Genomic DNA, 14,162 nt, shown 5'->3' with positions numbered 1-14,162 from the left:
ATAGGTAACAATGAGCTATCCTCTCAGATGATCGCCGTACGTCCCTACGGCACTCGACCCCTCGAAGGAGCCCATGCGCATCCACGCAGAGTCCACCTGGACGCCACCGCCTCCCGATCCGGAGCAGCCGCCGGCCCAGATCCGGCGCATCCTCCGGCTCTTCCGTCCCTATCGCGGCCGGCTGGCGGTGGTCGGCCTGCTCGTCGGCGCCTCGTCGCTGGTTTCGGTCGCCTCGCCGTTCCTGCTCCGCGAGATCCTCGACACCGCCATCCCCCAGGGGCGCACGGGCCTGCTCACGCTGCTCGCCCTCGGCATGATCCTCACCGCCGTGGTGACCAGCGTCTTCGGCGTGCTGCAGACGCTGATCTCCACGACGGTCGGCCAGCGCGTCATGCACGACCTGCGCACCGCCGTCTACGCGCAGTTGCAGCGCATGCCGCTCGCGTTCTTCACCCGCACCCGCACCGGTGAGGTCCAGTCCCGCATCGCCAACGACATCGGCGGCATGCAGGCGACGGTCACCTCCACCGCGACGTCCCTGGTGTCCAATCTGACCGCCGTCGTGGCCACCGTCGTCGCCATGCTGGCGCTCGACTGGCGCCTGACGGTCGTCTCGCTGCTCCTGCTGCCGCTGTTCGTGTGGATCAGCCGCCGGGTCGGCCGGGAGCGCAAGATGATCACCACGCAGCGGCAGAAGCAGATGGCCGCCATGGCCGCGACCGTCACCGAGTCGCTCTCCGTCAGCGGCATCCTGCTGGGCCGCACCATGGGCCGCGCGGACTCCCTCACGACGTCCTTCGCCGCCGAGTCCGAGCGCCTCGTCGGCCTCGAAGTGCGCGCCTCGATGGCCGGCCGGTGGCGGATGTCGACCATAGGAATCGTCATGGCCGCCATGCCCGCCCTGATCTACTGGGCGGCCGGTCTGGCGCTCCAGGCGGGCGGTCCCGCCATCTCCATCGGTACGCTCGTCGCGTTCGTCTCGCTCCAGCAGGGCCTGTTCCGGCCCACCGTGAGCCTGCTCTCGACCGGCGTGGAGATCCAGACCTCCCTCGCCCTCTTCCAGCGGATCTTCGAGTACCTGGACCTGCCGGTCGACATCACCGAGCCCGCCGACCCGGTCCGGCTCGACGGGATCCGCGGCGAGGTGCGCTTCGAGGACGTCGATTTCGAGTACGACGCGAAGAGCGGCGAGACGCTCGGCGGTATCGACATCACCGTGCCGGCGGGCGGCAGCCTGGCCGTCGTCGGGCCCACCGGCTCCGGCAAGTCCACGCTCAGCTACCTCGTGCCGAGGCTGTACGACGTCACCGGCGGCCGTGTGACCCTCGACGGCGTCGACATACGCGACCTGGACTTCGACAGCCTCGCCCGAGGGGTGGGCGTGGTCTCCCAGGAGACCTACCTCTTCCACGCCTCCGTCGCCGACAACCTCCGGTTCGCCCGGCCGGACGCGACGGACGAGGAGATCGAGGCGGCCGCCAGGGCGGCCCAGATCCACGACCACATCGCGTCCCTGCCGGACGGGTACGACACCCTGGTCGGCGAGCGCGGCTACCGCTTCTCCGGCGGCGAGAAGCAGCGCCTGGCCATCGCCCGGACCATCCTGCGCGACCCGCCCGTGCTGATCCTCGACGAGGCGACCAGCGCGCTGGACACCCGTACGGAACAGGCCGTGCAGCAGGCGATCGACGCGCTCTCCGCCGGCCGCACCACCATCACCATCGCCCACCGGCTCTCCACCGTCAGGGACGCCGACGAGATCGTCGTCCTGGACGGCGGCCGCATCGCCGAGCGCGGCGGCCATGACGAGCTGATGGAGCGGGGCGGCCGGTATGCCGCACTGGTGCGCGGCGACGCCGAACTGGCCCCGGCCACGTCCTGACCCGGCCGTTCCGACGCGACGGCGCCGCCGCTCCCGTGGGACGGGGGAGCGACGGCGCCTGGGGGAAACGATCGTCAGACGAGCCAGCCGACGAAGTGGATGACGCCGGCGAGCAGGTCGGTGATGACGTTCATGTAGTGCGTTCTCCTTGTGCCTTACGTGCATGTGTGGGACTGCGCAACCGTGGTCTGCAGCCCGTCGCTTGCGCCCCGTAAGCATCATGCGGCGCAGGCGGACGGGTCAGCGAAATCGGCGGCGATCATGCGTTCGGGCGAACATCCGAGCCTGTGTTCGCGCGTTCGCGCGTGGTCTTGGGTGACGGCGAATGCTCGAATTGCCCGGATTTGCGTCATTATCGGGTTAGCGTGCCCGCATGGTGAACGAGTCCCCGCAGTCCCCGCAGCCCCCGCAGGGCGCGCCCCGGCGCAGGCCGCGCATGACCCGCCGGGGCTGGCTGGCCCTGGGCGCCGGCCTGCTCGTCGTCGTGGCCGCCGCGGTGCTGGTGCCGTTGCTCCTGAAGGAGCCCCCGGCCCCGCCGCCCCCGGAGAAGCCGACGATGCTGCTCATCCCGGAGGGCTGGCGGGCGGGCCAGGTGTACGACGCGGCCGACCGGGCGCTCAAGGTGCCGCCCGGCACGACCCGGCAGATCGCCGAGAGCGGCAAGCTGAAGCTGCCGGCCGACGCGCAAGGCAACCCCGAGGGGTTCCTCTTCCCCGCCACGTACCCGGTGTACAAGAAGACGACCCCGCGCGGCCTGCTGGACTACATGGTGAGGACCGCCCATGAACGGTTCCGGGCGGACGGCCTCGGTGCGGGCACCCAGCGCAACGGCGTGAGCCTGTACCAGACGGTGACCATCGCCAGCATCGTGCAGGCGGAGGCGGACACCCCGGAGGACATGGGCAAGGTCGCCCGGGTCGTCCACAACCGGCTCGCCCAGGGCATGGCGCTCCAGATGGACTCGACGCTCAACTACGGGCTGGGGCGCTCCACGCTCGACACGTCACACGCCGACACCAGGATGGACAACCCGTACAACACGTACAACCGCCAGGGCCTGCCGCCCACGCCCATCGCCAACCCCGGCGAGCAGGCCATGCGGGCGGCGGTCGCCCCGCCGCCCGGCGACTGGCTGTACTTCGTCACCGTGCAGCCGGGCGACACGCGCTTCACCGCCGACTACCAGGAGCACCAGCGCAACGTCCGGGAGTTCAACGAGTACCGCGCGTCCGCGCCGAACTGACGTCCGGCGGCCCGGCGTCCGGCGTGGGGGTCAGGCCGTTACCGGGGCACGGTCGCGCTCCAGAAGGCGCCGGATGTCGCGGGCGGCCGCGCGGCCTGCCCTGTTGGCGCCGATCGTCGAGGCCGAGGGGCCGTAACCGACGAGGTGGACGCGCTCGTCGCGTACCGCGCGGGTGTCGTCCACGCGGATGCCGCCGCCGGGTTCGCGCAGCCGCAGGGGCGCCAGGTGGTCGATGGCCGCGCGGAAGCCGGTCGCCCACAGGATGACGTCCGCGTCGACCGCGCCCCGGTCGTCCCACGCCACGCCCGTCGGGGTGATCCGGTCGAACATCGGCAGCCGGTCCAGGATCCCGCGCTCGCGCGCCCGCCGGGTGGCGTCGTTCAGGGGCAGCCCCGTCACGCTCACCACGCTCCGCGGCGGCAGCCCGCGCCGTACCCGCTCCTCCACCAGGGCCACCGCCGCCCGGCCCTCCGCCTCGCCGAAGGGGCCCTCGCGCCAGACGGGCTCACGGCGGGTGACCCACGTCGTGTCCGCGGCCACCTCCGCGATCTCCATCAGGTGCTGCGTCCCCGACGCGCCGCCGCCCACCACGATCACCCGCAGCCCGGCGAACTCCTCCGGCCCCGGATAGTCCGCCGTGTGCAGCTGCCGCCCCCGGAAGGTCTCCTGGCCCGGGTAGCGCGGCCAGAACGGCCGGTCCCAGGTACCGGTCGCGTTGATCAGGGCGCGCGCAGCGTACGTGCCCTCCGAGGTCTCCACCAGGAGCCGGCCGCCCTCGCCGTCCCGGACCGCCGTCACGCCCACGGGCCGGTGCACCCGCAGCCCGAACCGCTCCTCGTACCGCGCGAAGTACTCGCCGATCACCTCCGACGACGGGCGGCCGGCGTCGGCGCCGGTCAGATCCATGCCGGGCAGCGCGTGCATCCCGTGGACGCGGCCGTACGTCAGGGACGGCCAGCGGAACTGCCAGGCGCCGCCCGGGCGCGGGGCGTGGTCGAGGACGACGAAGTCCCGGTCCGGCTCCAGCCCGGTCCGCCGCAGGTGGTACGCGGCGGACAGCCCCGCCTGACCCGCGCCGATCACGACCACGTCCACGAAGTAGTTCATGGTTCTACTAACCGGCGGTCGGCCGTGGATCTTCCCCGGCGCCGCCTACAGGAAGTGCACCCCCTGCGCCAGCGGCAGGTCGTCCCCGTAGTTCACCGTGTTCGTCGCCCGCCGCATGTACGCCCGCCACGCGTCCGACCCCGACTCACGGCCGCCCCCGGTCTCCTTCTCGCCGCCGAACGCCCCGCCGATCTCGGCGCCCGACGTGCCGATGTTGACGTTCGCGATGCCGCAGTCGGAACCGTCGGCGGCCAGGAACCGCTCCGCCTCCCGCTGGTCACGCGTGAAGATGCTCGACGACAGCCCCTGCGGAACGCCGTTGTGCAGGGCGATCGCCTCGTCGAGCGTGCGGTACGTGAGGACGTACAGGACCGGCGCGAAGGTCTCCCGCCGCACCACCTCCGTCTGCGCCGGCATCCGCACCACCGCCGGCCGCACGTACGACGCCTCCGGCGCCTCCTCCGCCAGCACCCGCTCCCCACCGGTCAGCACCTTGCCGCCGTCCGCCTGCGCCTCCTCCAGCGCCTGAGCCATCGCCCGCCGTGCCCGCTCGTCGATCAGCGGCCCGACCAGCGTCCGCGCCTCGAACGGGTCACCGACCGGCAGCTGCCCATAGGCGTGGACCACCTTCTCCACCAGGTGGTCCGCCACGTCCTCGTGGACGATCAGCCGGCGCAGCGTCGTGCACCGCTGCCCCGCCGTGCCCGCCGCCGAGAACACGATGCCCCGCACCGCCAGGTCCAGGTCGGCCGACGGGGTGACCACCGCCGCGTTGTTGCCGCCCAGCTCCAGCAGGCACCGCCCGAACCGCGCGGCCACCCGTGGCGCCACCTCCCGCCCCATCCGCACCGACCCGGTCGCGCTCACCAGCGCCACCCTGGAATCGTCCACCAGCCGCTCGCCCGTCTCCCGCCCGCCGACGACCAGCCGGTGTACGCCGGCGGGGGCGCCCGACTCGGCGGCCGCCCGCGTCAGCAGCGCGTCGCACGCGAGCGCGGTGAGCGGCGTCAGCTCCGAGGGCTTCCAGACCACGGTGTCACCGCAGACCAGCGCGACCGCCGTGTTCCAGGCCCACACCGCGACCGGGAAGTTGAACGCCGAGATCACGCCCACCACACCCAGCGGGTGCCAGGTCTCCGACAGCCGGTGGCCGGGCCGCTCGGACGCCATCGTCCGCCCGTACAGCTGACGCGACAGACCGACCGCGAAGTCGCAGATGTCGATCATCTCCTGCACCTCGCCGAGCGCCTCCGAGCGGATCTTGCCCGCCTCGACGGTGACCAGCTCCGCCAGGTCCTCCTTGTGCGCGCTCATCAGCTCGCCCAGCCGCTTGACCAGCGCTCCCCGCACGGGCGCCGGGACCGTGCGCCACCTGCGGAACGCCTCGGCGGCCGCGCCGACCGCCGCCGCCACGTCGTCGGGGGAGGCGGCCGGCATCCGGCGCAGGACGCCGCCCGTGACCGGCGTACGCGAGACCACCTCGCCCTCGGCGGTGGGCAGTTCGGCGCCGCAGCGCAGCAGCGCGCTCTCGGCGCGGGCGCGGAGCTTGTCGGTGGTCGGCAACGACGGGGTCATGGTGTCTCCTCAAGATCAAGGGCGTGGAGCGTGCGCGCCAGTGAGCGGTCCTGCTGCGCGGCACAGAGGTCGAACGGGTCGTGCACCGGGCGTTCCATGGCCCCCGCCAGCCACTCCTGGTCGTACGCCGCGGCCGCCCGCGCGCCGGCGTCCCGCGTCCCGGCCCGGTCGAGGTTCGACTGGAAGATCCCGGCAGCCGAGCGCGGCAGGAAGTCCTCGTAGACGATCGGGTGCGCGGTGACCCAGCCACCGTCCAGCAGCCCGGCGAGGTCGCGCGGCGGCCGGGCGCCGTCCCTCGGGCGGCCGGCGACGGGCCCGTACGTGAAGAACGCCAGCCGCCGCACGGCCAGTTCGCGCTCGGTGCGCGGGAAGCGGGCCGCCCACACCTCGGCCGGCTCGGTGACCAGCTCGTCGTACAGGGCCCGCCCCGCCCGGGTGAGGGCGATGCCGCGCGCCTCCACCTCGCCGAACCGCACCCGCAGCGACCCGCCGGTCACCCGCCCGTCCGGCTCGCGGAACGCGCGCGGCTCGGCGAGCGCCCGGAACGACGTCTGGCGCAGCAGCACGTCCGGCCCGTCCCAGCGCGGCGGCCCCTGGATCCGGTCGATCATGGCGACGCCCCGGTCCTCCATGCGCCGGTACAGCTCGTCGATGTCCAGGACGCGGGGCGTGAGGTGGTTGATGTGGGTGCTGGTGACCCCACCGATGTCGGCCGCGACGGCGGAGACCTCCTCCAACTCCTCGTACCAGGCCCGGTCCACCGGCCCCGGCGACAGCTCGAACGCCGCGACGGCCAGGGCCAGGAACCGCTCCGCCAGCTCCTCCGGCAGCCCGCCCTCCCGCTCCCCGAGCTCGGCCAGCTCCAGCAGTTCCGGCGGGAACAGCTGCCGCCGCGCCAGGAACTCCTCCAGCCGTGCCTGGAGGTCCGCGTCGAAGAACCGCCGGTCGTCGCACGTCAGCAGCGAGGTGAACACCCGGAACGGGTTGCGCGCCAGCTCCTCGGCCCGGACGGGCCGGAAGGCCGTCGACACGACCGGTACGGCGCTGCCGGCGGCGTCCCGCAGATCGTAGAAGCCCACCGGCTCCATCCCCAGCGCGCCGAACACCCGCGCCACCTGCCGCAGCTCGCGCGGCGTACCGACCCGGATCGCGCCGTGCCGCTCGGCGGTCACCCGTTCGATGCTCCCCAGCCGCTCCGCCGCCGCCCCGCTCTTCCTCAGTACGTCGTCGTTGACCTGCCCCGCCACCTCCAGCAGCGTGGTGTACGCGGGCACTTCGGCGCCGTACATGTCCGAGAGCCGACGGGCGAACGCGGCGCGCAGCCGCCAGGCGGGAACCATAGGAACTCCTCAGATGATGTGCGCCTCCGAGCGCCACCCGGTGGCGGCGCCCTCGAACCGGCCGGCGGAGAGCGGTGCGACGTCGACGAACGGCGCCCTGCCCAGATACAGGTCCCGCACCACCTCGCCGACGGCCGGCGCCTGGAGGAAGCCGTGTCCGGAGAAGCCCGTCGCGTACAGGAACCGGCTGACGCCCGGGGCCTCACCGATCAGCGCGTCGCGGTCGGGTGTCATCTCGTACAGGCCCGCCCAGCCGCCCGTCACCGGCACGTCCACCAGCGCGGGCGCGCGCCGGGCGGCCGCCTCACGGAACAGCTCCAGCCACTCCGTGCCGAACTCCCGCCCGAAACCGGGCTGTTCGCGCGGATCGGACATCCCCAGCACCAGCCCCCCGGCGCCGTCGCCGTGGAAGTACAGCGTGGAGTTGTAGTCGAGGGTGAACGGCACGCGCGGCGGAGCCGGCTCCAGGGGGCCGGTCAGGGCTATCTGCCGGCGCAGCGGCGTGACGGGCAGGTCGACCCCCGCCATCGCGCCGACCGCCCGCGACCAGGCCCCCGCCGCACAGATCACCACCCCGGTACGCACGGTCCCGGCGGTCGTCCGCACCGCGCGCACGGCCCCGCCGGACGTCTCGATCCCGGTGACGGCGCACCGGGTGACGACACCCGCCCCGAGTGCGGCGGCGGCCCGCAGGTAACCGGTGACGGCCGCGCGGGGCAGTGCGTACCCGTCGGCGGGGGAGTGGGCGGCGGCCACGATCGAGGACGGGTCGACGTACGGGCACAGCGCGTGCGCCTCGCGGGGGCTCAGCAGGCGGCTGGGCACGCCGTACGCGTGCTGCACCTCCATGCCGTCCCGGAAGACCGCCACCTCGCCCTCGTCCCCGAGCAGAAACAGGTACCCCACCCCTTCCAGCCCGACCTCCGCCCCGGGCCGCTCCCCGAACGCCCGCCACGCCTCCAGGCTCCGCTGCCCCAGCCGTACATTGACCGGATCCGAGAACTGCGCCCGCACACCGCCGATCGGTTTCCCCGACGACCCGGACGCGGGCGTGTCCCGCTCCACCACCAGCACCCGCCCGGCCCCCGCCTCGGCGAGGTGGAACGCGATGCTCGCCCCGATGACGCCCCCGCCGATGACCACGACGTCGACGGACCCGGGCAGTGACACCTGCGCTGACGCGTCATCCATCACCATGCCCCCATCGTGACGTCCGACGACTCGTCACGTCCACGGCGCCGCGCGCGGGCGCCGCACGGTGACACCATGGGGGCATGAGCGACGCATTCACCACCCGTACGCTGCGCATCACCACCGGCAACAAGGAAACGGTCCACGACCTGACCGGCGCCTGCGCCTCCTTCCTCCGGGAGGCCGCGGCGGGCCGCGACGGCCTGCTGAACGTCTTCACCCCGCACGCCACCACCGGCGTGGCCATCCTCGAAACCGGCGCCGGCAGCGACGACGACCTCCTGGCCGCCCTCCACACCCTCCTCCCCGCCGACGACCGCTGGCAGCACCGCCACGGCAGCCCCGGCCACGGCCGCGACCACGTCCTCCCTGCCCTGGTCCCCCCGCACGCCACGATCCCGGTCGTCGGCGGCGAGATGGCCCTGGGGACCTGGCAGTCGGTCTGCCTGGTCGACACCAACAAGGACAACCCGGACCGCCAGGTGCGGTTGAGCTTCCTGGGCTGATCAGGATCAGTGCCGCCGTGCCATGGGCTGGTCAGCCCGGTGGTTCACGGTTTCCGCCCGGCCGGCCGGCGTAGTCCTCCACCATGGTGGCGATCAGCTCCAGCAGGGCGTCGGCCCGTTGCCGGTCCTCGCGCTGGGCGCGCAGGGTCTCGTCTGTGGCCCGGAGACGGGCCAGGGCGGCCGGCTCGCCGTCCACCACGTCGTCGACGACCGGCGCGGTGACCAGGTCCAGGCACTCGGTGAGCAGCCGACGGCCGGCAGACCCGCCGAGAGGCCGTGGTGCCCGGCCTCCATCCCCGTCATCGCCAGCTCCGAGAAGCCCTTGCCCATCACCGAACCGGTGGCGCCGCCGAGTTCCCCCAGCTGGTCGGTGATCGACCCCACGCCCTGGGTGAACTTGACGACGGACGCCTTGTCGAAGTGCAGGTCCCCGCCGTCACCGCTCATGGCCGCGACCCTCCTTCGCCTCACCGGCGTCGGCGGCGGCCCCGTCCGGAACGATGCCGACGACCGGCGGGAAAACATCGACCCGTCCTCGGTGGCGATGTCGACGGCGAGACCGGCGGGCTCGCCCAGGGACGGCACGACCTCATCCACGATGCGCGCCCAGCAGCGCCGCGTACTCCGTCGGCTGCTCACCGGACGCGCGCCGCTGCGCGAACCGGGCGAGCGCTGCCTCGTCGGTGAACCCGCAGATCCACCGCACCCACCCGAACGCGCCGATCACTGACCGCACTTCAGACGAGGACGCGTGCCATGGGAGAACCGGTTCTCGCGGAGGTCCCCCCGGGCCGAGTGGCCGCGGGGCACGGGCGCCACCGATCGATGCCCCGTTCTGCGGGCCCACGCGAGAAGGACAGCCCGGGCCGTCGGGTACGGTTCCGGCCCGCCGGGTAGGGCCGCTACGGCACGACGTCCCGTACCGGCCTGCCGGACAGGTGGCCGGCGACGTTCTCGACCGCGGCGAGGGCGATGCGGACCACGGTCTCGCGGGTGACGCCGGCGGCGTGCGGGGACAGGACGACGTTCGGGGCCTTGAGCAGGCGCAGGGACGGCGGGGGCGGTTCGGGTTCGAAGACGTCCAGGGCCGCGCCGGCGAGGGCGCCGGACTCCAGGGCCGCCGCGAGGGCGGCCTGGTCGATGAGGGCGCCGCGGGCGGTGTTGATGACGAAGGCGGTCGGCTTGAGGAGGGCCAGGCGCTCGGCGTCCAGCAGGTGGCGGGTGGCGTCGGTGAGCGGGGCGTGCAGGGTGACGTAGTCGGCGGTGCGGAGGAGGTCGTCGAGCGGCAGGTGGCGGGCGCCGCCGAGGCGGGCCTCCGTGTCGGGGGAGGCGCGGCGCCGTCCGGCGTACACGATGCTCATGTCGAACGCCACGGCGCGGCGGGCGACTTCCTCGCCGATCGAGCCGAGGCCGATGACGCCGAGGGTCTTTCCGGCCAGCTCGGTGAGGGAGTGCCGCAACCGGGGCAGCGCCCAGTCGGCGTCGACGAGCGCGGTGTGGGCGGGGACCAGCTGCTTGGCGAGGGCCAGCATGAGCGCGAAGGTGTGCTCGGCGACGGCCTGCTTCTCGGCGCCGCTGGAGCCGATCGTGCACACGGGGATGCCGCGTCGGCGGGCGGCGTCCACGTCGACGTCGTCGTAACCGTGACCGGCGCACTGGACGAGCTCCAGGTGCGGTGCGGCGGCGATGTGCCCGGCGGTGACCGGGGCGAGGGCGGTGATGACGACGTGCGCCTCGCGCAGCGCGACCGGGTCCTCGTCGGTGGTCTCGACGACGGTGACCCGGGCGTGGTCGGGGAAGACCGTGGCGAGCGCGGCGCCGGCGGTGCGGCCGCCCAGGCGGGGCGCGACGACGGCGAGCACGTTCTTCAGGGCGGTCACGGCGGTCATGCGGTCGTCCTCTCCTCGACGAGGTCGTCCGGGCCCGGCGTGGTGGGCGTGGAGTGCCCGGACAGCGCCAGGGTCAGGTCGAGTTCGGCGAGCAGGCAGCGGATGACGTGCTCGACGCCCGCCTGTCCGTCGAGGCCGAGCCCGTACGCGTACGGACGCCCCACCAGCACCGAGTCCGCGCCCAGCGCGAGCGCCTTGAAGATGTCGTCGCCCGTGCGGATGCCGCTGTCGAACAGCACGCTCAGCCGGTCGCCGACCGCCTCGGCGACCCGGGGCAGGGCGTCGGCGGCCGCGACGGAACCGGCCACCTGGCGGCCGCCGTGGTTGGACACCACCACGCCGTCCATGCCCGCCTGCGCGGCGCGCCGGGCGTCGTCCGGGTGCAGGATGCCCTTGAGCACGATCGGACCGTCCCAGTTCTCCCGCAGGAACCCCAGGTCCGGCCACGTCTTGGCGGGGTCGGCGAACATGGAGACGAAGTGCATGACCGCCGCGTTCGGGTCCTCGTGCACGGGCTTGGCCAGCCCCGCCTGGAACGCCGGGTCGGTGAAGTAGTTCGCGGTGCCCACGCCGTGCAGGAACGGCAGGTACGCCTGGTCCAGGTCGCGCGGCCGCCACGCCAGCAGGGGCGTGTCCAGCGTGACGAACAGCGCGGTGAACCCCGCCGCCTTCGCCCGGTCCAGGAAGGACCGCGTGACTTCACGGTCCTTCGCCCAGTACAGCTGGAACCACCGCTCCGCGTCGCCCATCGCCTCCGCGACCTGCTCCATGGGCGTACTGGACGCGGACGACAGGATGTACGGGACGCCGTGCGCGGCGGCGGCCCGCGCCGCGGCGGGTTCCGCGTCCGGGTGCATGATCGACAGCACGCCCACGGGCGCGAGGGCGAGCGGCGCCGGGAGCGCGCGGCCCAGCACCTCGACCGACAGGTCCCGCTCGTGCACGTCCCGCAGCATCCGCGGCACGATCCGCCGCCGCTCCAGCGCCGCCCGGTTGGCGGCCGCCGTGCTGCCGCTGCCCGCGCTGCCCGCCACGTAACCGACCGGGCCGGGGCCCAGGCGCCGCTCGGTGAGCTCCTCCAGGCGCGTCAGATCCGTCGGCAGCCTCGGTACGGCGCCGGTCATGCCGTTCAGGTAGATCTCGTACTGGAAGTCCGCCCAGTGCTTCGCCATGCGTACGTTCCGCCTTCCGCCCCTGGAAACGTGTGTCATCCGGGATCCTGTCGACCGCGCACCCCTCACGTCCACCGTCCGGACGTCCACCTCCACAACGTCGTAGTCGGCGCCGCTCCCTTGTGCACAGCGGCACACGACCCGGCATGCGGCCGCCCCTAGCCTCGCCGGAACAGCACCAAAGAGGGGTGGTACCGGTGAACTGGCTGATCCACGACTACCGTGAAAGCGATCTCGCGGCGGTCGTCCACTTGATCGACACCACGGCCGAGCTCGGACAGGAGTCCGTGTTCTCACTCGCCGAGTGCATCGGCGCGCTGACGTCCCGCCAGCCGGCGGTCGTCGCCGTCCACCAGGGCGCACCCATCGGTGCGGCGCTCGCCTGCGTGGCCGGGGAGCGCGCCTGGGTGATGCGTATCGCCATCTCCCCGGCCTGGCGCGGCCGGGGGCTGGCGAGCGCGCTGCTGGTCGAGCTGGAGCGGCGCCTCGTCGCCGCCCGCGTCGGGCGGATCGCCTACGTCCTGCCCGAGGAGGAACTGGTCGGCGAGGGCCTGCTCAACGCCGGCTACACCCGGCAGCCCGCCGTGGCCTACTTCGAGAAGGTCGAACCACTGCACGGGCCCGCCGCCAACCTCCTGGAGGACCTCGGTGGCAGCTTCCTGCCGGGCGACCTGTGGGCCAAGGTCGCCGGCATGGAGGCGGAGAAGGACCTCATCGAGCGGCGGGTCGTCCTGCCGCTCGCCCAGCCCGAGAGGGCCGCCCGGCACGGCGTACGGCCGCCGCGCGCCATCACCCTGTTCGGGCCGCCCGGCACCGGCAAGACCACCTTCGCCCGCGGCATCGCCTCCCGGCTCGGCTGGCCCTTCGTCGAACTCCTGCCCTCCCGGCTGGCCGACGAGGGCAACCTGGCGGCCGCGCTGCGCAGCGCGTTCGCCCGCATCTCGGAGCTGGAGCGGGTGCTGGTCTTCATCGACGAGGTCGAGGAGATCGCCCCCGTACGCACCGAGCCCGCGCAGCCCGGCGGGATGCACGGCGTCACCAACGAACTGCTCAAGCTGATACCCCGGTTCCGCGAGGGCGACGAACGCCTGCTGGTGTGCGCCACCAACTCCATCCGCTCGCTCGACCCGGCGTTCCTGCGGCCCGGCAGGTTCGACTACCTCATCCCGATCGGTACGCCGGACAAGGCGGCGCGCGCCGCCATCTGGTCCCGGTACACGGACGGCCGGTCGGATGTGGACGTGTCCGTCCTGGTGGCCGCCAGCGACCTGTTCACCCCGGCCGACATCGAGCACGCCGCCCGGATCGCCGCCCAGACGGCCTTCGAGCGGGACCTGGGCGACCGGGACCAGGGGCGGGCACCGGGCGCGAGCACCGAGGACTACCTGGAGGCCATCGCCCAGTGCCGGCCGACCGTGACCCCGGCGATGATCGACCAGTTCGGCGCGGACATCACCGCCCACGCCCGGTTCTGACCGTTACGCGGCCCGGCGGTAGCTGGCGCCGTCCCGGGTCCGGGTCAGCAACCCGCCGACCACCAGGTAGCGGCGCAGTGCCGAGCAGTCCTCGTGCACCGTGCGCAGCGCCTCGTTGACCTCGGGCTCCGTGTAGGACCGGTCCCGCTCGAACAGCGTCTCGGTGAGATGGACGAGCAGCTGCTCGCGGCGGGCCGGCTTGCGCGGGATGGCCGTCAGCCGGCCATGGGAGAAGAGGGCGGCCACACCGCGTGAACCGCTCGATACGTTGTCGGACATGGCGGGAAGCCTCCCGCGCCGGGCTCGAGCGGGGCAACGCATTTTCGACGGGTCCGGCGCCGGCTTGCCCCGTTCGACCTCCTCCGCCGACACCAGGGTGGTCAGGTACGCGTCCAGCCCCGTCCCGCCGAGGACCGCCTCGATCGCGGCGCGCGACGAACCGGACGCGACGGCCATCGGCACGCCCCGCGCGTGCAGCAGCTCCACGAACGCCCGCATCTCGGGGAACACCTCGGTCGCGGCGCGCGCCAGCTCCAGGTAGTGCCGGTTCTTGCCGGCCAGCAGCTCCTCGACCGGCGCGTCGATCCCGTACTCCTCCTTGAGGGCCTCCAGCGTCTCGCGCGTCCCGATGCCGATGAAGTCGGTGTGGCGGTCCCAGCCGAAGTCCGTGACGTCGTAGCGCTCCAGGAGCCGGCGGCCCGCCTCGTAGTAGTTCGGCTCGCTGTCGACCAGCGTGCCGTCGAGATCGAAGATGACCGCGGTGCGGGTGGTGCTCACGGGCC

General features: G+C 73.3%; 11 protein-coding genes and 2 pseudogenes. 4 read left to right on the top strand and 9 right to left on the bottom strand.

What is annotated here, in order from left to right; all coding sequences use genetic code 11:
• Positions 1–73: 73 nt before the first annotated feature.
• On the top strand, positions 74–1,882 hold the full coding sequence (locus BKD26_RS06375) for an ABC transporter ATP-binding protein (RefSeq protein WP_084896671.1): 1,809 nt from the start codon (positions 74–76) through the stop codon (positions 1,880–1,882).
• A 373-nt stretch (positions 1,883–2,255) separates the two neighbouring features.
• Positions 2,256–3,125, top strand: a complete 870-nt coding sequence (mltG, locus tag BKD26_RS06370; RefSeq protein WP_084896669.1) for an endolytic transglycosylase MltG — start codon at positions 2,256–2,258, stop codon at positions 3,123–3,125.
• A gap of 30 nt (positions 3,126–3,155) precedes the next feature.
• Here the strand turns inward: mltG and BKD26_RS06365 are convergent, their stop codons facing one another.
• Genes BKD26_RS06365 through BKD26_RS06350 form a run of 4 tightly spaced genes read right to left on the bottom strand, consistent with a single transcriptional unit; the run spans position 3,156 to position 8,344 of the window.
• On the bottom strand, positions 3,156–4,232 hold the full coding sequence (locus tag BKD26_RS06365) for an NAD(P)-binding domain-containing protein (RefSeq protein WP_084896666.1): 1,077 nt from the start codon (positions 4,230–4,232) through the stop codon (positions 3,156–3,158).
• 45 nt (positions 4,233–4,277) lie between these two features.
• Positions 4,278–5,807 carry an aldehyde dehydrogenase family protein gene (locus BKD26_RS06360; protein ID WP_084896664.1) on the bottom strand — a complete coding sequence of 510 codons (1,530 nt, stop codon included), beginning with the start codon at positions 5,805–5,807 and terminating at the stop codon, positions 4,278–4,280.
• Positions 5,804–7,147, bottom strand: coding sequence for a VOC family protein (locus BKD26_RS06355; protein WP_084896662.1), 1,344 nt, complete (start codon positions 7,145–7,147; stop codon positions 5,804–5,806). Before BKD26_RS06355 ends, BKD26_RS06360 begins: the two co-directional genes overlap by 4 nt.
• Positions 7,148–7,156: 9 nt before the next feature.
• A complete protein-coding gene (locus tag BKD26_RS06350) occupies positions 7,157–8,344 on the bottom strand; it encodes an FAD-binding oxidoreductase (RefSeq protein WP_084896660.1) in 1,188 nt (395 codons plus the stop codon).
• 77 nt (positions 8,345–8,421) lie between these two features.
• On the opposite strand from BKD26_RS06350, the gene BKD26_RS06345 reads away from it, so the two are divergent.
• Positions 8,422–8,844 carry a YjbQ family protein gene (locus BKD26_RS06345; RefSeq protein WP_084896658.1) on the top strand — a complete coding sequence of 141 codons (423 nt, stop codon included), beginning with the start codon at positions 8,422–8,424 and terminating at the stop codon, positions 8,842–8,844.
• 267 nt (positions 8,845–9,111) lie between these two features.
• Here the strand turns inward: BKD26_RS06345 and BKD26_RS06340 are convergent.
• The 4 genes and pseudogenes from BKD26_RS06340 to BKD26_RS06325 form a co-directional block, all read right to left on the bottom strand.
• Positions 9,112–9,291, bottom strand: a pseudogene (locus BKD26_RS06340) (hypothetical protein); the annotation flags it as partial.
• A pseudogene (locus BKD26_RS06335) lies at positions 9,281–9,580 on the bottom strand (SseB family protein). The pseudogenes BKD26_RS06340 and BKD26_RS06335, both read right to left, overlap by 11 nt.
• A gap of 166 nt (positions 9,581–9,746) precedes the next feature.
• Complete coding sequence (locus BKD26_RS06330; protein WP_179166453.1) at positions 9,747–10,724, bottom strand: NAD(P)-dependent oxidoreductase; 978 nt, start codon at positions 10,722–10,724, stop codon at positions 9,747–9,749.
• A 5-nt stretch (positions 10,725–10,729) separates the two neighbouring features.
• Positions 10,730–11,905, bottom strand: a complete 1,176-nt coding sequence (locus BKD26_RS06325; RefSeq protein WP_084896653.1) for a lactate 2-monooxygenase — start codon at positions 11,903–11,905, stop codon at positions 10,730–10,732.
• 197 nt (positions 11,906–12,102) lie between these two features.
• On the opposite strand from BKD26_RS06325, the gene BKD26_RS06320 reads away from it, so the two are divergent.
• Positions 12,103–13,380 carry a bifunctional GNAT family N-acetyltransferase/ATP-binding protein gene (locus BKD26_RS06320; RefSeq protein WP_084896994.1) on the top strand — a complete coding sequence of 426 codons (1,278 nt, stop codon included), beginning with the start codon at positions 12,103–12,105 and terminating at the stop codon, positions 13,378–13,380.
• 3 nt (positions 13,381–13,383) lie between these two features.
• Here BKD26_RS06320 and BKD26_RS06315 read toward each other — a convergent pair whose 3' ends face one another.
• Entirely contained in the window at positions 13,384–14,157 is a 774-nt protein-coding gene (locus tag BKD26_RS06315) for an HAD hydrolase-like protein (RefSeq protein ID WP_084896650.1), read from the bottom strand.
• Between the last annotated feature and the right edge of the window lie 5 nt (positions 14,158–14,162).

It is taken from the genome of Streptomyces sp. CB03238, assembly GCF_002099185.1.
GTDB lineage: Bacteria > Actinomycetota > Actinomycetes > Streptomycetales > Streptomycetaceae > Streptomyces.
This window is presented reverse-complemented; position numbering and strand designations above follow the sequence as displayed.

Bases quoted from the DNA above. Each gene is read 5' to 3' on its own strand.
- BKD26_RS06325 (WP_084896653.1), bottom strand. From the start codon at position 11,905: ATGGCGAAGCACTGGGCGGACTTCCAGTACGAGATCTACCTGAACGGC.
- BKD26_RS06375 (WP_084896671.1), top strand. From the start codon at position 74: ATGCGCATCCACGCAGAGTCCACCTGGACGCCACCGCCTCCCGATCCG.
- BKD26_RS06345 (WP_084896658.1), top strand. From the start codon at position 8,422: ATGAGCGACGCATTCACCACCCGTACGCTGCGCATCACCACCGGCAAC.
- BKD26_RS06360 (WP_084896664.1), bottom strand. From the start codon at position 5,807: ATGACCCCGTCGTTGCCGACCACCGACAAGCTCCGCGCCCGCGCCGAG.
- BKD26_RS06365 (WP_084896666.1), bottom strand. From the start codon at position 4,232: ATGAACTACTTCGTGGACGTGGTCGTGATCGGCGCGGGTCAGGCGGGG.
- BKD26_RS06355 (WP_084896662.1), bottom strand. From the start codon at position 7,147: ATGGTTCCCGCCTGGCGGCTGCGCGCCGCGTTCGCCCGTCGGCTCTCG.
- BKD26_RS06350 (WP_084896660.1), bottom strand. From the start codon at position 8,344: ATGGTGATGGATGACGCGTCAGCGCAGGTGTCACTGCCCGGGTCCGTC.
- mltG (WP_084896669.1), top strand. From the start codon at position 2,256: ATGGTGAACGAGTCCCCGCAGTCCCCGCAGCCCCCGCAGGGCGCGCCC.